The sequence below is a fragment of the Bradyrhizobium sp. JR3.5 genome, assembly GCF_054057015.1.
In genome coordinates this window covers 5,490,344-5,512,580 of record NZ_JBSRYV010000002.1, presented here as the reverse complement: position 1 = coordinate 5,512,580, position 22,237 = coordinate 5,490,344, and the positions used below count along the sequence as shown (strand labels likewise).

Here is a 22,237-nt window from a genome sequence, read left to right as displayed (position 1 = left end):
GGCAAAAACGTGTTGGAGCGAGATGGCATCAGCAAGACCACAGTGTGATGGAAGAAAGAAGCGGCAGATCTCCCACACCTAAGGAACCTCGCACGTGCGAGAACGTTCCCGTCCTTGGCATGTCGGTGCCATCAGAGGGCTGAGGGTTCATCCACATCGCAAACAGGAGACGGATAAATGCGCATCGCGCAGGTTGCCCCGCTGACAGAGGCTGTTCCCCCGAAGCTCTACGGCGGCACCGAACGGGTCGTGCACTGGCTGACCGAAGAACTTGTAACACTTGGACATGACGTGACGTTGTTCGCCAGCGGCGACTCACAGACCTCCGCGAAGCTCGATGCGACCTGGCCGAAGGCACTGCGGCTCGACGGTTCCGTCCGCGACCCCAATGCGCTGCACATGGTGATGCTGGAGCGTGTGCGGCAGAAAGCCGACGATGACGAATTCGACTTCCTGCATTTCCATCTCGACTACTATCCGTGGTCGGCGTTCTCGCGGCAGCCGACGCCCTTCGTGACCACGCTGCACGGACGGCTCGACCTGCCGGAGCACCAGCCCGTCTTCAACACCTTCTCCAAGATCCCGGTGATCTCGATCTCCAATGCGCAGCGGCGGCCAGTACCGCAGGCGCACTGGGTGCGCACCATCCATCACGGCCTGCCGGAGAATTTGCTGACGCCGCAACCGGTCAAGCAATCCTATCTCGCCGTGCTCGGGCGCATCGCGCCGGAGAAAGGCGTCGATCGCGCGATCAAGATCGCAACCCGCTGCGGCATTCCGCTGAAGATCGCAGCCAAGGTCGATCGCGCCGACCAGGAATATTACGACGAGTTGATCAAGCCGCTGATCACCAACAACCCGTTGATCGAGTTCATCGGCGAGATCAGCGACCGCGAGAAGCCGGATTTTCTCAGCGGCGCGATCGGGCTCTTGGTTCCAATCGACTGGCCGGAGCCGTTCGGCCTCGTGATGATCGAAGCGATGGCCTGCGGCACGCCCGTCATCGCCTATAACCGCGGCTCGGTGCCCGAGATCATCGAGGATGGCCTGACCGGCTTCATCGTCGAGGACGAGATCAGCGCGATCTCCTCGGTCGGCCGGCTTTCGACGCTCAACCGCGAAGCGATCCGCAAGCAGTTCGAGACCCGCTTCACCGCGCGCCGGATGGCGCTCGACTATCTCGCCGCCTATCGCAGCCTGATGGAAGCCAAGCCGCGCTTCAAGCTGGTGGCGAGCGCGGAATAGCCGTCGCAGCGGCCGATCGAATGATCCGGCGGACCGGCCGGCCCCCTGTGCCGGTCCGGCGGGTCATTCGATTATCAATAATATCGCCGCATCCGGCGGCAACTCCCACGCAGCGAACGGCTCACATGCGCGCGTCGCGCGATTGATGCGACGCACCAGTCGCAACGCGTTTCCCCGTGGCCTCGGCCGATATCGCCTTTGCGATTGCCGAATTACGTGCTCTTATGCGCCCGCTTGAGCAAAAAATAATAAGCGCGCGGACGGAGCAACCGAGCCGCGGTCGCACAGGGGGAACGCCATGACAGGGGACCACAAGCCGTCGGCCATTAATAATGCCGCGCCGACCAAGGCCTCACGGACAAAGCTGAACCGCCGCAAGTTCCTGCTCAAAACCGGCGGCGTGCTCGCGGCTGGCGCATTCGGCGCCGTCCCGCTGCGCGGCTGGGCCGCCGACCCGATCAATATCGGCGCGCTCTATCCGAGCACCGGCAGCATGGCGCAGATCGGCGTCGGCTGCGTCGCAGCAGCCAAGCTCGCGGTCGACATGGTCAATGAAGCCGGCGGCATCAAGTCGCTCGGCGGCGCCAAGCTCAACCTCATCGTGTCCGACGTGCAGAGCGACACCACGGTGTGTTGACGCGCACCGAGACGGACCGGCTCATCACCGGCAACAAGCTGTCGGCGATCCATGGCTGCTACGCCAGCGCGCTGACCTTGATCGCAAGCGAAGTCTGCGAGCGCGCCCGGGTTCCGATCATCACCGGATCGAGCTCCGACCAGCTCAACAAGGGACGCACCTACACCTTCACGCCGTTCGCGCGCGCCTCGCAATTCGCCAAGGCGCAGCTGCAGATGGCCAAGCTGGTCAGCGAGCAGGCCAAGGTCGCCGTCATCTTCGAGAACACCGCATTCGGCACCTCGACCTCGAACGGGCTGAAGGAGCTGGCGCCCGGCGAAGGTGTCGAGATCGTGATGTTCGAGCCCTACTCGGCCGGCTTCACCGATGCGAGCCCGCTGATCAACAAGGTCAAGGCCTCCGGCGCCAACACGCTGTTCTCGCTGTCCTATCTCAACGACCTCATCCTGATCGTGCGCACCGTGAAGCAGGTCGGGCTCAACATCGCGATCAATGGCGGCTCGGGCGGCTTCGTGATGCCGGACTTCTACAAGAATGTCGGCAAGGCCGCCGAGGGCCTGCAGGGCGTCGCGCACTGGAACCATGACGTCAACGACGATGCGCAGAAGGTCAACGCCGAGTTCAAGAAGCGCACCGGCGAGTTCGCCTTCGAATATGCCGGCGGCCTGGTCGCGCAGACCTTCATGCTGGCCGACGCGCTGGAGCGCGCCGCCTCCGCCGATCCGAAGAAGGTGCGCGAGGCGCTCTCGACGCTCGACGTCTCCTCGGGTTACGCGGCGATGGCGCCCGGCGGCAAGGTGAAGTTCGGCCCCGACGGCAAGAACGTCTATGGCCGTCCGGTCGGCGTGCAGTGGCAGAACGCCGATCTCGCCAGCATCTTCCCCCAGGAAGACGCCCGCGCCCCGCTGATGAAGACCTGAACCGCGGTCGCATCGCATGTGGGAGACACTGGCCCAGGCTGTCATCAACGGCCTGCTCATCGGCGGCATCTACGCGCTGGTCAGCATCGGCGTCACGCTGATCTTCGGCGTGGTCAAGATCGTCAACTTCGCCCAGGGCGAGTTTGTGATGATCGGGATGTATATCTCGTTCTTCCTCGCCACCCAGTTCGGCATCGATCCGCTGGTCTCGCTGGTCGTCTCGATGCCGGTGCTGTTCCTTGCCGGCGTCGTGATCCAGCATTTCCTGATCCGCAGGGTGCTCGGGCCGAACGACATGCCGCAGATCTTCCTGACCTTTGCGCTGTCGCTGCTGCTGCTCAATCTCTCGCTGATGCTGTTCAGCGCCAACTACCGCACCGTCCATACCTCCTATTCGGATGAAGCGTGGCACATCGGCGGGCTGTACATTCCGGTGGCGAAACTGATCGCCTTTGCGGTCGCGATGGCACTCAGCGGGCTGCTCTGGGTGTTCCTGCACACCACCGATCTCGGCCGCGCCATGCGCGCGGCGTCGCAGAACCGCGATGTCGCGATGCTGATGGGGATCAATCCCAATCGCGTGTTCGCGGTCGCGTTCGGCACCGCGCTGGCGCTCGCCGGTGCCGCCGGCTCGCTCTTGATGCCGTTCTATTCGGCCTATCCGTTCGTCGGCCAGGTGTTCGTGCTGATGGCGTTCGTCGCGGTCGTGATGGGTACGCTCGGCAATGTGATGGGCGCGCTGGTCGCGAGCCTGATGATGGGCGTGGCGGAATCGCTCGGCATCCAGTTCGTCGGCGCGGACTCTGGCCTGATCGTGGTGTTCGCGCTGCTGCTGTTGACCCTTGCCTTCAGGCCGAGCGGCCTCGGCGCCAGGAGGGGCCGCTGATGCAGACCTCCGGCAACATGAAATGGCTGTGGCTGGCGATCGGGACCGTCGTCATGCTCGTCCTGCCCCAGTTCGTCACCTCGTCGTTCGCGATCGATATCTTCATCCGCATCCTGCTGTTCTCCTTTATCGGCGTCGCCTGGAACCTGATGGGCGGTTATGCCAAGCAGCTGTCGCTCGGGCACGCCGCCTATTTCGGGCTCGGCGCCTACACCTCGACCATCATGCAGGTGAACTACGGCATCTCGCCCTGGATCGGGATGATCGCGGGCGGCGTGGTCGCGATGCTGGCGAGCCTGCCGATCGGCTGGCTGTGCTTCCGCCTGCGAGGCCCCTATTTCACCATCGCCACCATCGCGACCGCCCAGGTGCTGATGCTGATCTTCCTCAAATTCCGCGATTTCGCCTGGGGCGCCGAAGGCACCACGATCCCGAATCTCGGCAGCGCGCCGCTGATGATGCAGTTCGAGGAGAAGTCCTCGTACTACTACGTCGTGCTGGGCTTGCTCGTGGTCGGCCTGTGGATCACCCACCAAATCGAGAAATCCTGGATCGGCTACTACCTCGTCGCGATCGGCGAGGATGAGGACGCGGCTGAGGCGGTCGGCGTCAACGCCCCGAAGGTCAAGCGCGACATCTACATGATCAGCGCGTTCCTGACCGCGCTCGCCGGCACCTTCTACACCCAGTACATCTACTTCATCGATCCGGCGACCGCATTCAGCTTCAGCGTCTCGATCGAGGCCGCGCTGGTCTCGATCGTCGGCGGCATCGGCACACTGTGGGGGCCCGTGATCGGCACCGTGCTGCTGGAGACCACTTCCGCGCTGCTGCAAAGCTGGCTCGGCAGTTCGGTCGGCGGCATCCAGCTCACGGTCTACAGCCTGATCCTGATGGCGGTGATCCTGTGGCGGCCGACCGGGCTGATCGGGTTTGCGACCGACATCTACCACCGCACCATCCGGCGCAAGCCGGCACGCGCCTGAGGTCGTTGCGATGGCAGAAGCACTGGTCGTCAAGGGTCTCAGCAAGCGCTTCGGCGGCCTGCGCGCGGTGCAGGACGTCAGCTTCACGGTGCAGGAGAACGAGACGGTTGCGCTGATCGGGCCGAACGGCGCGGGCAAGACCACGAGCTTTCATTTGATCACGGGATTTCATCGCCCGGACTCCGGCTCGGTGCTCGCCTTCAGTCACGAGGTCGTGGGCTTGCGGCCGCATGACGTCTGCGCGCTCGGCCTTGCCCGCACCTTCCAGGTGGCGAAGCCGTTCGGCGCGATGACGGTGCTCGCCAATGTGATGACCGGCGCGTTCCTGCGCGACCGCCATGTCGCCGCCGCGCGCAACAAGGCGCTGGAGGCGATCGAATTCGTCGGCCTCGGCGCCAAGGAGCAGACGCCGGCCAAGGACCTCACCACCATCGACCAGCGCCGGCTGGAGATGGCGCGCGCGCTGGCGACGCAGCCAAGGATCCTGCTGCTCGACGAGGTGATGGCCGGGCTCAACCCGGCCGAAATCGACCAGGCGGTGACGCTGGTGAAAAAACTCTCCGCCAGCGGCCTGACCATCGTGATCGTCGAGCATGTCATGCGCGCGATCATGGCGGTGGCCCGTCACATCGTGGTGCTCGACCACGGCCAGAAGATCGCCGAGGGCGCGCCGAAGGAGATCGTGGAGAACCCGGAAGTGATCCGCGCCTATCTCGGCTCCTACGTGCATCCGCCGGCGCAGGGCGACGCCCATGCTTGAGCTGTCCCGCGTCAGCGCCAGCTACGGCTCGGTCCCCGCCATCACCGACGTCAGCATCTCCATTGGCGAAGGCGAAGCCGTCGGCCTGCTGGGGGCCAACGGCGCCGGCAAGAGCACGACGCTGCGCGCCGTCTCCGGCCTCGTCAAACTGTTCGCAGGCAAGGTCACTTTCGACGGCGTCGACCTCGCCACGCTACCGCCCTACCGGATTCCCGAGCTCGGCATCGCGCACGTCCCGGAAGGCCGCCAGGTATTTCCGGAAATGACCGTGCAGGAAAATCTCGAGATCGGCGCCTACACGCCGAAGGCCAAGGCGGATCGCACGCGTACGATGGAACTCGTCTACAGTATCTTTCCGCGGCTCGCCGACCGCAGGAAGCAGCTCGCCGGCACCATGAGCGGCGGCGAGCAGCAGATGGTCGCGGTCGGCCGCGGATTGATGCTGAAGCCGCGCCTGTTGATGCTGGACGAGCCTTCGCTGGGCCTTGCGCCTGTCATGACCGACGTGACCTTCGAGAAGATCGCCGAGATCCACAAGATGGGCACCGCGATCCTCCTGGTGGAGCAGAATGTCAGCCGCGCTCTGTCGCTGGTGCAGCGCGCCTATGTGCTGGAAAGCGGCAACGTGATCATGCAGGGCTCGAGCGCCGAACTCGCCAATAACAAGCAAGTGCAGGCGGCGTATCTCGGGATTTGAGATAGCGATCGAGGCGCCCGCTCCCGTCATTGCGAGCGAAGCGAAGCAATCCATCTTCTCCCAAGCGAGGAAAGGATTGCTTCGTCGCTACGCTCCTCGCCATGACGCCTTGCCACATTTATCTACCCGTCAACCCCGCGCAAAGGCTTCGCCTTTGTCGCTGGAGGTGCGAGCGGAGCGCGCCTCGAAGGATGCACAGCCACCAACCGGGCCGTCGACCCTTCGAGACGCGCTACGCGCTCCTCAGGGTGACGGTAGCGGAGTTGCTCGATCCGGCGAGACGGTACGAACCTTACTACGTCACCACCGTCCGCTTCGGCTCGACGATCTCGAACATCCGCGGGAATTCGTCCATCAGCATCATCAGTTCGCCGAGCCGCAGCGGCTCGCCGGATGCCTTGATCTTGCCGGCGCCGACCGCTTCCGGGAACGTGGTCAGCTTGGCGATGACCTCGTCGAGCACGCTGCGCGCCAGAGTGAAGCTCGCATGCGCATCGGCGGCCTGCGCGCCCTTGACGTAAGTCAGCGCCGAGTTCTCGAGGTTGAGGATGAAGCTCTCGCCCGTATCGGTAAAATTCCAGTTCAGCACGATGCGCTTGCCTTCGGCCTTGGGGCCGTTGAGGCGGATGCCGAGCACGTCCCAGAGCTGCTCGGTGCGGAGCGCAGCCAGCGTCTCGCGCGGCATCGGCGAGCGCGGCGGCGTCTTCGGCATACCCTGCCGCAGCTCCTGGGCACCGAACAGATAAGCGTTGCGCCAGGTCGAGCTCTCGGCGGCGTAGCCGAGTTGCTCGAACGCGTCGGCCAGCAACGCGCGCGCCGCCTGATTATCAGGCTCGGCGAACACGAGGTGGCTGACGGCCTGCGCCACAAAACGGAATTCACCCTTGGCGAAATCGGCGGTGGCGCGTTTCAGGATCGCGTCGGCACCGCCCATATACTCGACATATTTCTTGCCGGCCTCGACCGGCGGCAGGGAATCGAGATTGACCGGATTGGCGTCGTACCAGCCGAGATACTTCTGGTAGATCGCCTTCACATTGTGCCTGATGTGACCGTAATAGCCGCGGCCGTGCCAGGCGCCTTCGAGGCTCGAGGGCAGGCGGATCGTCTCGGCAATCTCGGCCGCATTGAGGCCGTGGTTCATCAGCCGGATGGTCTGGTCATGCGCGTATTTGTAGAGATCGCGCTGCTGGCGAATCATGGTGTCGATGCGCTCCCGCCCCCACACCGGCCAATGGTGCTGGCCGCACATCGCCTCGGCCTTGCCGCCCCACAACTGCAGCGCCTCGCCGAGATATTTCGACCAGGCCAGCGCATCGCGCACATCGGCGCCGCGGAACGGCAGCAGATTGTGGAAATTGTGCGTGCAGTTCTCCGCGAGGTTCAAGAGCTTGTTGCGCGGAATGAAGAAATGCATCTCCGCCGGTGCTTCGCTGTTCGGCGCCATCTGGAATTCGAACTCGACGCCGTCGATCACGCGCTTGTCGCCGGTCGCGACGATCAGATCGGTCGGCCGCAACAGCGCCACACCGCCCGCCGCCATGGTCTTGCCGAGGCCGCAATCGACCTGGCCGCGCACGCCCTTGGCGAGGAACGGCCCGAACTGGTATTGCGCGCGGCGCAGCATCGCCGGCCCCGCGATGATGTTCTCGGAGACCGCGTGCTCCATAAAGAAGTTCGGCGCGATGATCGGAACGCCCGCCGCCAGCATGGCGTCGTCGAGCACGCCGCGCGCGCCGCCCCAATGGTCGGTATGGGTATGGGTGAAGATCACGGCGGCGACCGGCCGTTTGCCGCGATGCTGGAAGTACAGTTCCATCGCGGCGCGTGCGCCCTCGATCGAGGTCAGGGTGTCGACCACGATGACGCCCTTGTCGCCCTCGATCAGCGTCATGTTGGCGATGTCGAGCCCGCGCACCTGGTAGACGCCCGGCACCACCTCGAACAGGCCGTGATGCATGTTGAGCCGCGATTGCCGCCACAGGCTCGGATCGACGGTCGTGGGCGCCTTCTCCTCGGAGAGGAAGCCGTAAGGCTCGAGGCTCCACACCACCCTGCCCTGGGCCGAGGTGACGCGCGCGTTCTCGATGGTGCCGAGGAAGCCGCGCGCGGCGTCGTCGAAATCCCTGGTGTCGGCGAACGGTAGCGCTTTCAGCGTGGCTTCGTGCTGCGCGATGACCGGCGCGGACGCCGCCTTCGGAAGTTCATGCGACGTCTCACCTGCGGTTGTCTGGGTCATTACTCAAGCACTCCCTCGTTTGGCGAAGATCAGTCCCCGTCGCGCATCACTCAGCGGAATTGCACGCCTTCGAACTGGCCGCTGCGGCGCCAGCCATCGATGTATTTGAAGTAGGCCAACGCGCCCGCCGGATAGCCGACATTGAGCTTGGCGGCAGGTCCGGGCTCGCGTCCTTCATTGTTGTAGTAGCCGGGCGTGCAATCCGGCCCACCGATCATCCGGCCGACCGCGGTCAGCAGCAGCTCGACCCAGCGATCCTCGGCTTCCTTGCTGACTTCAATTTCCTTGAAGCTGTTGTCCTGCGCATGAGCGACCATCAGGGCGATGGTCCGCGCCGCTTCCGTCAGGTTGTGCGGTACGTTGGAAATGAGGTTGGCGCCCTGGGTCGGCTGCACGAAAAACACGTTGGGGAAGCCATGCACGTGGATGCCGTGCTTGGTGCGCATGCCGGCGGCCCAATGCTCCGACAGCTTGATGCCGTCGCGGCCGGTCAGATCGAAGCCCGCGCGCCTGCGATATTCCGTGCCGACCTCAAAGCCCGATGCGTAGATGATGCAGTCGAGCTTGTATTCCTTGCCCGCGACGACAATCCCGTTCTCGGTAATCTCTTCCACACCCTTGCCGTCGGTATCCACCAGATGCGTGCCGGGCGTGTTGAACGCCTGAAGATAGGCGTCGTGGAAACATGGCCGCTTGCAGAGCTGGCCATACCAGGCCTTGAGATTCTTGGCCGTCTCGGGGTCGCCGACGATGCTGTCGACCCGGTTGCGGATCTCCTCCATCTTCTCGAAGTCGGAATCCTCGAAGACCGCCCGCATGTTTTCCACGGTCCGCTGCTCGCGCGGCAGCAGCATGACTTTGGCGCGGATTCGCTTCGACAGATCGGTCCAGCCGTCCTGCACCAGATCTTCCTCGGCCGATCCACCGGCCTGGTTGGCGGTGAAATTCTCCAGCCAGCGCTGCTGCCAGCCCGGTGTCGCGATATCGGCGAACCAGTCCGGATCGATCGGGCCGTTGCCGCGCACGTCGACCGACGACGGCGTGCGCTGGAACACGTAGAGCTCCTTGCAGGCGCGCGCGAGGTACGCAATGCATTGCACCGACGTTGCGCCGGTGCCGATGATGCCGACGCGCTTGTCAGCAAGCTTGTCCATCAGCGCGCCCCGGGGATCGCCGCCGGTGTAGTCGTAATCCCACCGGCTGGTGTGGAACGAGTGGCCCTTGAAGCGCTCGATGCCGGGAATGCCGGGCAGTTTCGGCACATGCAGCGGGCCGGTGCCGATGCCGACATACTGCGCGGTGAAGGCATCACCCCTGGTGGTGCGGACGATCCAGCGCGATTGCGCCGCGTCCCAGTCGAGGCTCGTCACCTCGGTGTGAAACAGCGCGTTGTCGTAGAGATTGAACTGCCGGCCGATCCGCTGGCAGTGCGCCAGGATTTCGGGCGCATGCGCGTATTTCTCCGTCGGCATGTGGCCGGTCTCTTCGAGCAGCGGCATATAGACCATCGACGCGGTGTCGCACTGCGCGCCGGGATACCGGTTCCAGTACCAGGTGCCGCCGAAATCGCCGCCCTTCTCGACGATGCGGACATCCTTCACCCCGGCCTCGGTCAGCCGCGCCGCAGTGGCGAGCCCGGCAAAGCCGCCGCCGATGAAGGCGAAGGTGACGTGGTCGGTCTTCGGCGCGCGCTCCGTCACCGGCGTGTAGGGATCGTCGAGATAATGCGCGAGCTGACCCTTGATCTGCAGATACTGGTCATTGCCGTCGGGACGCAGCCGCTTGTTGCGCTCCTCCTGATATTTCCGGCGCAGACGCTCCTTGTCGATCGCGGCGGGCTTTGCGTCTCGGTCTTGCTCGGTCATCGTCATCGGAAGGGCGCCTCGTTTCAGGATCATTCGGTGGACACTGTAGCGCCGCTCAGGCGGGATGTGCAGCAAGATAGGGCGAATTGGCGATCGACCATTCCGGCATCGGCTCCATCCGGAAGATCTGGCGCAGATGCACCTCGTCGGGCCCGTCGCCGATCCGCAGCAGCCGTCCCCACGCCAGCGCCTGGTGGATCGGCGTATCGTCGGAGCCGCCCATCGCGCCGAACACCTGCATCGCGCGGTCGGCGATCTTTTGCAGCATCGCGGGCACCACGACCTTGATCAGCGAGACGTCGCGCCAAGCGCCGTGATGGCCAGCTTGATCGAGCCGCCAGGCGCAGCGCCAGGCGAGCAGCCGCGCCTGCTCCAGCTCGACGCGGGCTTCGGCGATCCAGCGCTGGACGGTATCGTACTGGATCACGGTGCGCCCGAATGCGCTGCGCTCCGCGGCACGCGCCATCATCAACTCGATCATCAGCTCGCAGAGCCCGATCGAGCGCATGCAATGGTGGATGCGCGCCGGTCCGAGCCGGATCTGGGCGACCTTGAAACCCTCGCCCTCGGCACCGAGCAGATTCTCCGCCGGCACGCGCACATTGTCGAACACCAGCTCGCCGATCGGCGCTGTATGATCTTCGCAACCCATCCAGCGCAGCCGCCGCACCAGCCGCACGCCGGGCGTATCCATCGGCACGATGATGCAGGAATGCCGGCTGGTGCGCTCGGCGCCGACATCGGTCACGCCCATCACGATCAGGAAGCTGCAGCGCGGATGCGCAGCACCGGTGATGAACCATTTGCGGCCGTTGATGACGTAGTGGTCGCCGTCGCGCACCATCCGCGTTGCGATGTTGGTGGCATCGGATGAGGCGACATCGGGTTCGGTCATGCCGAAGGCGGAGCGCGTCTCGGCGTTGAGCAGCGGCGCCAGCCAACGCTTCTTCTGCGCCGGCGTTGCGCAGGCCTGCAACGCGATCATGTTCGGCACGTCGGGCGCCTGGCAGTTGAACACCTCCGGCGCCCAGAACAGCCGGCCCATGATCTCCGCCAGCGGCGCGTAGTCGAGATGGGAGAGGCGCGTGCCCGGTTCATCGTCCGCCAATTCGGGCAGACCGAGATTCCACAGGCCCGCCACGCGCGCCTGTTGCTGCAGTTCGGCCATGAACGGCGGCGTATCGCTGTGCGCGCGGACATGGTCGAGCCAGGCGCGGTGGCGCGGCAGCACCGCCTTCTCGAAAAAGGCCAACAGATCTTTCCGCCGCCGCTCCGACCGTTCGGACAGATCGAAATTCATACCGCCTCCCGTCTTTTGAGTGGGAGATAAACCCATATCGAAACGATTTGCAAATCTCTTTCGATATATTGACAAACTGATCCATTTCAGACCATTATTTCGTATGGCGGCATTGTCCTCGCTCGAATCCCAGGCGGATCCCTCCTTTGCGACCACCCTGGCGCACGGGCTCGATCTGCTGGCGGCCTTCCGCAACCACACCGGCCCGCTCTCGAATGCGGAGCTTGCCGAGCACACCGGCCTGTCGCGGCCGACCGTCTCGCGCCTGACCTACACGCTGGAGCAGCTCGGCTATCTCAGGCGCGACGCCAAGGGCCGCTTCGTGCTCGGACTCGGCGTGCTCGCCGCAGCCTATCCGGTGCTGTCGTCGCTGAAGGTCCGCCAGCTCGCGCGTCCGCTGATGCGCGACTTCGCGGCCTATACCGGCGGCACGGTGTCGATCGCGATGCCGTTCGGGCTCGACTTCATCTACGTCGAAACGCTGCGCACGACAGATGCGGTGCCGCACGTGCCTGACGTCGGCTTTGTCTCCTCGCTGGCGCCGACTGCGGTCGGGCGCGCGCTACTGTCGCTGTTCACGAAGGACGAACGCGATGCCTATGTCGCACGCGTGAAGGCCGAGCGCCCTGAGGAGCTCGACTATGTCGAACGGCGCACGCTGCCGGACATCGAGCTCTGCAACGAGCGCGGCTTCGCGGTCTCGCTCGGCGAATGGCGGCGCGAGATCTTCGGCGTCGCCGCCCCGCTCTATCGCACGCCCACCGGCGAGTGCCTCTCGGTCAATTGCGGCATCCCCTCGTTCCGCTTCAGCGCCGAGCAGATCGAGCGCGAATGCGGGCCGCGCATGCTCGGGCTCGCCCGCAGCATCCGCTCGCTGGTGGCCAACGACTAGGGCATGATCCGGAAAAGTGTGAAGCGGTTTTCCGAAGAGATCATGCATGAAAAGTACGCATCGCGCAGACGATGCGGCAGATATGGGGGGGGGGAGACATGCGCGGCATCGCAACCGCCATTCGACTGCTCGCGACCATTGCATCCGTCCTGCTGGTTAACGCCGGCGCCAACGCGCAGGACAATTATCCAAGCCGGCCGATCCACATCATCGTACCCTACCCTGCCGGCGGCATCGTCGATATCGTCGCGCGCGCGGTGACCGAGCAGGTCGGCCGCGACTGGAAGCAGACCGTCGTGGTGGAGGCGCGCCCAGGCGGCAACAGCAATATCGGCACCGCCGCCGTCGCGCGCAGCGAGCCGGATGGCTACACCTGGGTCGTCACCGGCCCCGCGCTTCTGGTCAACCCGGATCTCTACAAGGACGCCGGCTGGAACGCGGCAAGGGACTTCAGGTGCGTTGGCCTCGCGGTCTGGAATCAAAGCGTGGCGCTGGTGCATCCGTCGATGCCGGTGAAGAGCATCGGCGAATTCGTCGAGCTCGCCCGCAAGCAGCCCGGACAGTTCAATTTCGGCAATCCCGGCACCGGATCGTCGATCGACCTCAGCGCCCAGAAACTGTTTCAGGCCGCCGGCATCAAGCTGACCAATGTCGGCTACAAGGGCCAGCCGCAGGCGCTGATCGACCTGATGACCAACCTGATGCATTTCGAGATCGTTTCGCTCGAACTTGCTCTGCCGCACATCAAGGCCGGCACGGTCAAGCCGCTCGCGGTCTTCACCGACAAGCGCGTCCCCGACCTGCCCGAGGTCCCGACGATCGCCGAGGCCGGCTTTGCCGAGGCCGCCTACGTTCCCTGGTACGGCATCTACGTGCCGGCCGCGACACCGGCGCCGCTGCTGGAAAAGATCAATGCGGCGATCAACAAGGCATTGCAGAACCCCGACGTGCAGCGCCAGCTGTCGCTTGCCAATATTCCGGGCAAGCCGATGTCGCTCGATGAGCTCGCCGCGCTGATGAAGGCCGATCAGCAGAAGCTGACCACCGTCATCAAGTCTGCCGGAATGGCGCTGCAATAGCTTCTGCTCAGTAGATTCTGTTCAGTCTTGGGACGCCGGCCCATTGTCACGGTAGGCCCACAGGCATTCGCGCGGCAGCGCGACCTGCGCCTCGACACCGACCTGATGGCGTGCGGCGGTGCCGAGCTCGATCGCCTCCAGCCGCTTGCCGAACAGCTCGATGCCGTAGGCGGTCTGCGTGCCCTGATAGCGACGGTCGAGCACCTTTGCCGCGAATGTGTTGGTGCCATCGGGCCGGCCGATCGCGATGTTCTCGGGCCGCAGCGCCACGCGCACCTTCTCGTCGGGCTTAAGCGCCTGGAACAGCGCGACCTCACCCTGCCGGCCGTCGCCGAAATCGACCACACCATAGCCGCCATTGCACGCGACCAGCGTGCCGGCGAGCTCGTTGGTCGCACCGGTGAAATTGGCGACGAACAGATCGGCCGGGCGGTTGTAGATCACGTCCGGCGTGTCCATCTGCAGCAGCTTGCCGTCGCGCATCACGCCGATCCGGTCGCCGAGCACGACCGCCTCGGCCTGATCGTGGGTGACATAGAGTGCGGTCATCCCGGTCTGCTTGAGGATGACGCGGAGGTCGTCGCGCAGCCGCAGGCGCAGTTTGGCATCGAGGTTCGACAGCGGCTCGTCGAGCAGCAGGAGTTGCGGCCGGTACACCATGCTGCGCGCCAGCGCGACGCGCTGCATTTGCCCGCCTGAGAGCGCCACCACGGGCCGGTCGGCATAGTCGGACAATCCGACCAGCGCCAGTGCGTCGTCGACCATGCGGGCGGCATCGGTGCGCCCGATCGTCCGGTGCTTCAGCGGATAGATCACGTTCTGCCGTACCGTCATATGCGGCCACACCGCATAGGACTGGAACACCATGCCGAGGTTGCGCAAGCGCGGCGGCACCAGGATGCCACGCGCCGGCGACGACACCACCCGCCCAGAAATGCTGATCTCGCCATCGGTCGGATGCTCGAGCCCGGCGACGCAGCGCAGCGTCGTGGTCTTGCCGCAGCCGGACGGCCCGAGCAGCACCACGATCTCGCCGGCCGGCACGCCAAAGCTGACACCGTCGATCGCCGGGCGGCCGATCGCAAACTGCTTCCTGAGATCGCTGACCTCGAGCGTTGCCGTCATCGCTGCACCATCAGCCTATTGCCGGTAACCGAACGTCTTGTCCCACTCCGCCACCCATGCCGCATGCAGCTTCACGTAATCGTCGAACTTCGGGTACCAGAGCTTGACCACCTTGGGATCGAACCCCTCCGGAAAGGCCGGCGGCTCCTTCAGCGAGGTGAGATTGCCGAGCTCCTTGATCATGAAGGTCTGTCCTTCCTTCGACAGGCACCAGTTCAGGAACAGCTTTGCCGCGTTGGGGTGGGCAGCCGTCTTCGGAATGCCGCTCGCATAGGGATTGACCGGCGCTCCTTCGGGCGGAAAGAAGATCTCGATCGGCGCGCCATCCTTCTTCTTCTGGTAGATCACGTTGTAGAGCAGCGGTGCGATCGCGATCTCGCCGCGCACCAGGGCATCAGCCGTCGGTGCCCCGGAGGGATAGAGGACGGGATGGGTCGCGGCCTGCTTGGCCCAGTAATCCTCGCCGAGCACCTGGCGCTCGAACATGATCCGGGTCCAGGTGGTGCCGCCGGACTGCGCGAACACCTGCCCGATCAGCTTGTCATATTGCGGCTTGGTCAGATCCATCCAGGATTTCGGCGGATCCTTCACCAGCTCGGTATTGTAGCCGATCGACCAGGCGATGGTGGCGCGCGGCCAGAGCTTCGGCGAGATCAGCGCGTCCTTGCTGTAATCGGCCGCGTTCGGCGGCGCGTAATCCTGGAACAGATCCTCCAGCGGCTGCATCAGCGCGCGATCGGAGTGGTCGACGACGTCGGCGATCAGCTTGCCAGCGGCGGCTTCGGTCTTCACGCGGGTGATGAGTTGCCCGCCGGGCGCGCGGACCATCTCGACCGTGATCTCGGGAAAGCGCTTGTTGAACGCCTTGATCACCTGCTGCTCGATCTCGGCAAAATTCGCGGTGTAGAACACAAGCTTACCTTCGGCCTTCGCGGCCGCGATCAGCTCCGCCGAGCCGAACTCCTGCGCCCGCGCGGCCGGCGCCAGCGCAAGCGTTGCGACGCTCGCCAGGGCCAGTGTGGTGAAGGTTCGTCTATCCATCGCAAATCCTCCCCTCGTTCGTTGTTACCCGGTCCGCGCCACGTTGCCCTGCGCCGCCCCACGCGACAGCCAGTTGGCGCCGCCGATCAGGACACCGAGCAGCACGGTCTGCACCAGGCTGAAGGCCGCCGTCTTGCCGATATTGCCGCCCTCGTAATAGTCGAGCAGCAACACCGACATCACCATGGTGTTGCTGGTGTAGAGAAACAGCGAAGAGCCGAGCTCGCGGATCGCCAGCACGAACAGCAGCGTCATCGACGCCAGCACACCCGGCCGCGCCAGCGGCAGCACGATCGTCCTGATAGTGCCGAGCATGCCCCGGCCGCAGACCCAGGCGGCTTCCTCGAGTTCGCGATGGATCTGCAGGAACGACGTCGACAGCGCCTTCACGGTGTCGGGCATGAAGCGCGCGATGAAGGCCAGCGCGAGAATCCAGATCGTGCCGTAGAGGCCGCCGGGCACGCCGATCCAGGCCCAGAGGTAGGCGACGCCGACCACGAGCCCGGGGATTGCGACCGGCAGCGTCGAGATCAGGTCGATGGCGCCGCGACCCGCGACCCGCGTGCGATGGATGGTGTAGCCGATCGCAAAGGCAAGCGCGCCGCCGACAACAGCGGTGATGACACCGACCTCGATCGCGTTGTAGATCGACTTCATCGTCAGCGGGTTGTCGAAGATGCTTTCGAAATGCGTCAGCGAATACTGCCGCATGTCGAACAGGCTCGCGGCGTCGCGGATGAACATGAACTTGCGGAAGGCGGCGACGATTAGCGCCAGCGACGGCAGCACCACCACAATGATGAGATAGACGATCCCGAGCGCGAAGGTGAGCCAGCGCCACGCCCCGAGATCGAGGCTGCGCGGCCGGAACGCCTTGCCCGCAACGGTCGTGTAGCTGCGCCCGCTGAGCAATTTCTCCTGCAGATAGACCAGGAGCCCCGTGACCATCATCAAGATGATCGCGACGGCGGCTGCGGTGTTGTAGAGCGGCGGCGACCAGTTGGTGAGCTTGAAGATGTAGGTCGTGAGCACGCTCAGATTGGTCGGCGCGCCGAGCACGGCCGGGATGCCGTAGATGCCGAGCATCACGATGAACGACAGCAACATGCCCGAGACGATCGCCGGCATGATCAGCGGAAACGTCACCGTGAACAGGGTGACGAACGCGCTGGCGCCGGAGATTTCCGCGGCCTCCTCCAGGCTCGGGTCCATGTTGCGCAGCGCCGACGAGGTGAACATGTAGACATAGGGCGCGTAGTAAATGCCGAACACGAACACCAGGCCCCACATCGAATAGAGATCGATGCGCAGGTCGGAGCCCAGCCACTTGAACATCGTGTTGATCAACCCGGTCTTCGGCGAGCCGAGGATCGCCCAGGCCACGCCCGCCACCAGCGGCGGCGCGAACAGCGGCAGGATGCTGGCCGCGGCGATGAAGCCCTTGAACGGCGTGTTGGTGCGAACCACGATCCACGAGAACAGCAGCCCGATCGCAACCGCGATGACCGTGCCGCCGCCACAGGCGATCAGCGTGTTGAGCAGCGCCTCGCCGACATTCGGATTGGCAAGCACGGCGAGGAAATTGGCGATCGACAGATGGCTCAGGCTGAGGCGGATGCCGTCGACCACCGGGTTGGTGTCGGTGAGCGCGCCGAGCAGCAGCATCAAGACGGGATAGATGACCAGGAAGCTGAGGATCGCCAGCAGCGCCGTGATCCACAGGCCCGTGAATGCGCGGCGCCGGGTTCCCTCCCTGGCGCTTCGCATGGCTTCGCTGCGCCGGTCGGTCTGTCCGTGCAATGCGCGCGTCCCCTCTTGCGGCCCGATCTGACGTCGCGCCTGCTTGTATGCCAAGCGTAGTCGATCGCGACCGTGACGCAAGCTATCCGAAAGTCGCTTGCGTGCGGTTGTCTGACACACCGCGGGAACACGAACTCGATTGATCGCGCCACGCGCCACAATCGCAGTGTCGTCCCTGCGGAAGCAGGGACCCATAACCACAGGGCTGTGTTGTTGAAGAGGGCTGCGGCCCCAGCGTCGCGCAACAATTACCATTTGTGGTTACGGGTCCCGGCCTACGCCGGGACGACACTGAATTTGTTGCGCGGCCGCCGAGTCATATTTCGGCGTTCTCGCGACACAATTTGCGCGAGTGTTGCTCTTCGTTCCGCTCGTCGCCGCGCGGCCGACTCTCGGCCGCAGCCTGCCGGCCCGCGTCCGGCAACGCCACTTCGCATATGCATCATGCAATGGCGCGGCTGGGGAACGGGATGGCGGCGTAGTACATGGCGGTCCCGGAGACAATTTCAGACATGCTCGAGAAGACCCCGATATCAGGTGCGGCAGCGGCGCCGATCACTGATGGATTGCCGGATGGATTGCCCTGGGAGCGGCGGCGCTGGGCGGTGGCCGCGATCTTCACGGCGCTGGCGATGGCCTCGCTCGATACCGCGATCGCCAACATCGCGCTGCCCGCGATCGCCAACGACCTGCATGTCAGCCCTGCCGAGGTGGTCTGGGTCGTCAACGTCTACCAGATCGCCCTCGTCGCAACGCTGCTGCCGCTCGGTGCGCTCGGCGAAATCGTCGGCCATCAACGCATCTATCTCGGCGGTCTCCTGCTGTTCACATTGGCGTCAATTGGCTGTGCGCTGGCGTGGTCGCTGCCGAGCCTCCTGGTCGCGCGCACCTTGCAGGGGCTTGGCGCCAGCGGCCTGATGAGCGTCAACACCGCGCTGGTGCGCTTCGTTTATCCGAGCCGAATGCTCGGCCGCGGTTTCGGCCACAATGCGCTCGTCGTCGCGAGCGCCATGTCGCTCGGGCCGACCATCGCCTCCGGCATCCTCGCTCTCGGCCCGTGGCCCTGGCTGTTCGCCGTCAACATTCCCTTCGGCATCGTCGCATTGCTGATCGGCATGAAGACGCTGCCGAAGACGCCGCGCGCCACCCACGCGTTCGACTTTGCCGGTGCGGCGCTGGCCTGCGCCTGCCTCGGGCTCTTCGTCATCAGCATCGGCAGCGCCGCTCACAAGGCGGCGCCTGCGCTCGTCATCTCGGAGTTCGCCGGCGCCCTCCTGTTCGGCTGGATCCTGACCCGGCGGCATGCGGATCATCCGGCGCCGATGCTGCCGATCGACCTGTTCCGCCGTCCGATCTTCGCGCTGTCGGCAGCGACCGCCGTCTGCTCATTTGCTGTGCAGGGCCTCGCCTTCGTATCGCTGCCGTTCTACTTCGAGGACATTCTGCACCGCTCGCAGGTCGAGACCGGTTTCTTCATGACGCCCTGGCCGCTGGTGGTCGCCTTCATGGCGCCGATCGGCGGCCGGTTGTCGGATCGCTATCCGGCCGGCATCCTCGGTGGCATCGGCATGCTGCTGCTGGGCCTCGGCATGGTGCTGCTCGCGACTCTGCCGACCGAGCCCGGCGTCGCCAACATCGTCTGGCGCACCATGATCTGCGGCATCGGTTTCGGTTTCTTCCAGACCCCCAACATGAAGGCGATCATGTCGAGCGCGCCGCCGCATCGCAGCGGCAGCGCCAGCAGCATCGTCGCGACCGCGCGGTTGACCGGACAGACCACCGGCGCTGCGCTCGCCGCGCTCTGCTTCGCACTCGCCGATCGCGAGGGCGCCACCGTCGCGCTGGCGCTGGGTGCGGGATTTGCAGCGCTCGGCAGCGTCCTGAGCTTCCTGCGGTTAGCCGTCGCTTCGCCTCAAAAGACATGACAGGCATGTTGCGCGCGCGGGGCGCGACCAAACACCGCGCCGTCAACTTTCTTCCGCGCTGCAAACGCGGTTTCTTGATTTGAACCGTTCCAGTTTCAAGGCCAACATCGCGCCGAAGTCCGATCGGAGGATTGGACCATTCAGGGGAAAGCGATGGCAAACCTCAAAATCAACGGCAAGACGATCAACGTGGACGTCGAGGACGACACGCCACTGCTGTGGGCGATTCGCGAGAATGTCGGACTGACGGGGACCAAATACGGCTGCGGCATTGCACAATGCGGTGCCTGCACCGTGCATATCGACGGCGTCGCGATGCGCTCCTGCGGCGTGACGGTGCACGAAGTGGCCGGCAAGGACATCACCACCATCGAAGGCCTTGCGGCGGGCGGCGTGATGCACAAGGTGCAGCTCGCCTGGATCGCGAATGACGTGCCGCAATGCGGCTATTGCCAGAGCGGCATGATCATGGCCGTCGCGGCGCTGTTGAAAGAAAACCCGAAGCCGACCGACGACGACATCAACGACGCCATCACCAATATCTGCCGCTGCGGGACCTTCCAGCAGGTGCGCGAGGCGATCCATGCTGCCGCGAACGCATAAGGAGGCAGCGATGAATCTGCAAGTCAACCAGCACGTCATGCCCAAACTCAATCGCCGCGCCTTCGTGATCGGCACGGCAACCGCCGGCGCCGGTCTTGCGCTCGGCCTCGATCTGCCGTTCGGCGGCCCCTCCGTGGTGCGCGCAGCCGACGGCGCGCCTGAAGTCAATGCCTGGGTCGTGATCCGGCCCGACGACACCGTGGTGATCCGCATCGCCCGCTCCGAGATGGGCCAGGGCACGCTCACCGGCCTCGCCCAGCTCGTCGCCGAAGAGCTGGAATGCGATTGGTCGAAGGTCACTACCGAATTCCCGACGCCCGGCCAGAGCGTCGCCCGCAAGCGCGCCTGGGGCGATTTCTCCACCGGCGGCAGCCGCGGCATCCGCAGCTCGCAGGACTATGTCCGCAAGGGCGGCGCCACCGCGCGTGTGATGCTGATCCAGGCCGCGGCCAATGAGTGGAAGGTGCCGGCCTCGGAGTGCAAGGCCGCGAACAGCGTCATCACCCACACGCCGTCGGGCAAGACGACGACTTACGGCAAGGTGGCGGAAGCCGCCGCCAAGCTCGAGCCGCCGGCCGACGTCAAGCTCAAGGACCCGAAGGACTGGACCATCGCCGGCAAGGGCCTGAAGCGGCTCGACACCGTCGACAAGACCACCGGCAAGATGACCTACGGCATCGACGTCAAGCTGCCGGGCATGCTGAACGCCGCGATCAAGGACTGCCCGGTGTTCGGCGGCAAGGTGAAGAGCTTCGACGAAGCCAAGATCGCCGGCATGAAGGGCGTCAAGAAGGTGGTGCCGGTCGGCGACAGCGCCGTTGCCGTCGTCGCCGACACCTGGTGGCACGCCAAGACCGCGCTGGATGCACTGCCGATCGTCTGGGATGAAGGCGACAATGCAAAGGTCTCCAGCGAGACGATAGCGAAGTGGCTCGCCGAAGGCCTCGACAATGCACAGCCGGCCTATGTCGGCAACCAGAACGGCGATGCAAAGGCAGCCATCGCGGGTGCCGCCAAGAAGGTCGAGGCGGTCTACAGCTATCCCTACCAGAATCACGCCACGATGGAGCCGATGAACGCCACCGTGCTCTACACGCCGGACAAATGCGAGGTGTGGTGCGGCACGCAGAATGGCGAGGCGGCATTCGCGGCGGCGCTCGAAGCCTCTGGCCTGCCGGCCGAGAAGGTCGATGTGCACAAGCTGATGCTCGGCGGCGGCTTCGGCCGGCGCGGCATGACCGACTATGTCCGTCAGGCGGTGGCGATCGCCAAGCAGATGCCGGGCACGCCGATCAAGCTGTTGTGGTCGCGCGAAGAGGACATGCAGCACGGCAAGTACCACCCGATCACGCAGTGCAAGCTGACCGGCGCGTTCGATGCCGACAACAATCTGGTCGCGCTGCACTACCGGCTGTCGGGGCAGTCGATCCTGTTCTCGGTGCGCCCGGAAGCGCTGCAGAACGGCATGGACCCCGCCGCGTTCCAGGGCGTCGCGCAATCCGGCGAGGCCGCGATCGGCTATTCGGTGCCGAATTTGCTGGTCGAGCATGCGATGCGCAACCCGCACGTTCCGCCGGGCTTCTGGCGCGGCGTCAACGTCAACCACAACGCGATCTACCTGGAATGCTTCATGGACGAGCTGGCGCTGGCTGCCGGTCAGGACCCGCTCGAATTCCGCCGCAAGCTGATGGGCAAGCACCCCAAGCATCTCGCCGTGCTCAACGCCGTGGCCGAGAAGATCGGCTGGGGCACGCCGGCACCGCAGGGCGTCTATCGCGGCATCGCGCAGGTGATGGGCTATGGCAGCTACGTTGCCGGCGCGGCCGAGATCTCGGTGACCGACGGCAGCAAGATCAAGGTGCATCGCATCGTCGCCTCCACCGACCCCGGCTATGTCGTCAATCCGGCGCAGGTGGAGCGGCAGATCGCGGGCTCCTTCGTCTACGGCCTCAGCGCGCTGTTCTACGGCGGCTGCACCGTGAAGGACGGCCGCATCGAGCAGACCAATTTCGACACCTACAACTCGATGCGCATCAACGAAATGCCGAAGGTGGAGTCGGTGATGGTGCCGAGCGGCGAGTTCTGGGGCGGCGTCGGCGAGCCGACCATCGGCGTTGCGGCGCCAGCGGTGCTCAACGCCTATTTCGCGGCGACGGGAAAGCGCATCCGCAGCTTCCCCCTGCGCAACCAGAACATCTCCTTCGCCTGATCAAACCAGAAGCGGCGGCCCGACCGCC

18 protein-coding genes are annotated in these 22,237 nt (G+C 64.9%); 12 read left to right on the top strand and 6 right to left on the bottom strand.

Annotated elements, in window-relative coordinates; translation table 11 throughout:
• Nucleotides 1-177: 177 nt before the first annotated feature.
• From ACVWW1_RS43270 to ACVWW1_RS43240, 7 genes are all read left to right on the top strand, one after another.
• Nucleotides 178-1,245, top strand: coding sequence for a glycosyltransferase family 4 protein (locus ACVWW1_RS43270; protein WP_456660096.1), 1,068 nt, complete (start codon nucleotides 178-180; stop codon nucleotides 1,243-1,245).
• 298 nt (nucleotides 1,246-1,543) lie between these two features.
• A complete protein-coding gene (locus ACVWW1_RS43265; protein WP_456660095.1) occupies nucleotides 1,544-1,882 on the top strand; it encodes an ABC transporter substrate-binding protein in 339 nt (112 codons plus the stop codon).
• A complete protein-coding gene (locus ACVWW1_RS43260; RefSeq protein WP_456660094.1) occupies nucleotides 1,876-2,802 on the top strand; it encodes an ABC transporter substrate-binding protein in 927 nt (308 codons plus the stop codon). Before ACVWW1_RS43265 ends, ACVWW1_RS43260 begins: the two co-directional genes overlap by 7 nt.
• Nucleotides 2,803-2,818: 16 nt before the next feature.
• Nucleotides 2,819-3,688 carry a branched-chain amino acid ABC transporter permease gene (locus ACVWW1_RS43255; protein WP_207836105.1) on the top strand — a complete coding sequence of 290 codons (870 nt, stop codon included), beginning with the start codon at nucleotides 2,819-2,821 and terminating at the stop codon, nucleotides 3,686-3,688.
• Nucleotides 3,688-4,674, top strand: coding sequence for a branched-chain amino acid ABC transporter permease (locus tag ACVWW1_RS43250; protein WP_456660093.1), 987 nt, complete (start codon nucleotides 3,688-3,690; stop codon nucleotides 4,672-4,674). Before ACVWW1_RS43255 ends, ACVWW1_RS43250 begins: the two co-directional genes overlap by 1 nt.
• A gap of 10 nt (nucleotides 4,675-4,684) precedes the next feature.
• Complete coding sequence (locus ACVWW1_RS43245; RefSeq protein ID WP_456660092.1) at nucleotides 4,685-5,434, top strand: ABC transporter ATP-binding protein; 750 nt, start codon at nucleotides 4,685-4,687, stop codon at nucleotides 5,432-5,434.
• On the top strand, nucleotides 5,427-6,131 hold the full coding sequence (locus ACVWW1_RS43240; RefSeq protein ID WP_456660091.1) for an ABC transporter ATP-binding protein: 705 nt from the start codon (nucleotides 5,427-5,429) through the stop codon (nucleotides 6,129-6,131). The genes ACVWW1_RS43245 and ACVWW1_RS43240 overlap by 8 nt, the downstream gene beginning before the upstream one ends.
• A 295-nt stretch (nucleotides 6,132-6,426) precedes the next feature.
• Here the strand turns inward: ACVWW1_RS43240 and ACVWW1_RS43235 are convergent, their stop codons facing one another.
• The 3 genes from ACVWW1_RS43235 to ACVWW1_RS43225 are packed head-to-tail and all read right to left on the bottom strand — an operon-like array spanning nucleotide 6,427 to nucleotide 11,535.
• Nucleotides 6,427-8,370 carry an alkyl/aryl-sulfatase gene (locus ACVWW1_RS43235; protein ID WP_456660090.1) on the bottom strand — a complete coding sequence of 648 codons (1,944 nt, stop codon included), beginning with the start codon at nucleotides 8,368-8,370 and terminating at the stop codon, nucleotides 6,427-6,429.
• A gap of 50 nt (nucleotides 8,371-8,420) precedes the next feature.
• Nucleotides 8,421-10,241: a flavin-containing monooxygenase gene (locus ACVWW1_RS43230; protein WP_456660089.1), complete on the bottom strand. Its 1,821-nt coding sequence runs from the start codon at nucleotides 10,239-10,241 to the stop codon at nucleotides 8,421-8,423.
• 49 nt (nucleotides 10,242-10,290) lie between these two features.
• Nucleotides 10,291-11,535 (bottom strand): acyl-CoA dehydrogenase family protein, encoded by a 1,245-nt coding sequence (locus ACVWW1_RS43225; protein ID WP_456660088.1) that lies wholly within the window; start codon nucleotides 11,533-11,535, stop codon nucleotides 10,291-10,293.
• A gap of 103 nt (nucleotides 11,536-11,638) precedes the next feature.
• Between ACVWW1_RS43225 and ACVWW1_RS43220 the strand changes: the two genes are divergently transcribed.
• Nucleotides 11,639-12,427: an IclR family transcriptional regulator gene (locus ACVWW1_RS43220; RefSeq protein ID WP_176532791.1), complete on the top strand. Its 789-nt coding sequence runs from the start codon at nucleotides 11,639-11,641 to the stop codon at nucleotides 12,425-12,427.
• Nucleotides 12,428-12,525: 98 nt separating this feature from the next.
• Nucleotides 12,526-13,506: a Bug family tripartite tricarboxylate transporter substrate binding protein gene (locus ACVWW1_RS43215; protein WP_456660087.1), complete on the top strand. Its 981-nt coding sequence runs from the start codon at nucleotides 12,526-12,528 to the stop codon at nucleotides 13,504-13,506.
• A gap of 21 nt (nucleotides 13,507-13,527) precedes the next feature.
• Here the strand turns inward: ACVWW1_RS43215 and ACVWW1_RS43210 are convergent, their stop codons facing one another.
• The 3 genes from ACVWW1_RS43210 to ACVWW1_RS43200 are packed head-to-tail and all read right to left on the bottom strand — an operon-like array spanning nucleotide 13,528 to nucleotide 17,472.
• Nucleotides 13,528-14,631, bottom strand: coding sequence for an ABC transporter ATP-binding protein (locus tag ACVWW1_RS43210; RefSeq protein ID WP_456660086.1), 1,104 nt, complete (start codon nucleotides 14,629-14,631; stop codon nucleotides 13,528-13,530).
• Nucleotides 14,632-14,646: 15 nt separating this feature from the next.
• On the bottom strand, nucleotides 14,647-15,672 hold the full coding sequence (locus ACVWW1_RS43205) for an ABC transporter substrate-binding protein (protein WP_456660085.1): 1,026 nt from the start codon (nucleotides 15,670-15,672) through the stop codon (nucleotides 14,647-14,649).
• A gap of 24 nt (nucleotides 15,673-15,696) precedes the next feature.
• A complete protein-coding gene (locus ACVWW1_RS43200) occupies nucleotides 15,697-17,472 on the bottom strand; it encodes an ABC transporter permease (RefSeq protein ID WP_456660084.1) in 1,776 nt (591 codons plus the stop codon).
• A gap of 512 nt (nucleotides 17,473-17,984) precedes the next feature.
• Between ACVWW1_RS43200 and ACVWW1_RS43195 the strand changes: the two genes are divergently transcribed.
• From ACVWW1_RS43195 to ACVWW1_RS43185, 3 genes are all read left to right on the top strand, one after another.
• On the top strand, nucleotides 17,985-19,397 hold the full coding sequence (locus ACVWW1_RS43195) for an MFS transporter (protein ID WP_456660083.1): 1,413 nt from the start codon (nucleotides 17,985-17,987) through the stop codon (nucleotides 19,395-19,397).
• A gap of 153 nt (nucleotides 19,398-19,550) precedes the next feature.
• A complete protein-coding gene (locus ACVWW1_RS43190) occupies nucleotides 19,551-20,000 on the top strand; it encodes a (2Fe-2S)-binding protein (RefSeq protein ID WP_456660082.1) in 450 nt (149 codons plus the stop codon).
• A gap of 10 nt (nucleotides 20,001-20,010) precedes the next feature.
• Nucleotides 20,011-22,209 (top strand): molybdopterin cofactor-binding domain-containing protein, encoded by a 2,199-nt coding sequence (locus ACVWW1_RS43185; RefSeq protein WP_456660081.1) that lies wholly within the window; start codon nucleotides 20,011-20,013, stop codon nucleotides 22,207-22,209.
• Nucleotides 22,210-22,237 lie beyond the last annotated feature (28 nt).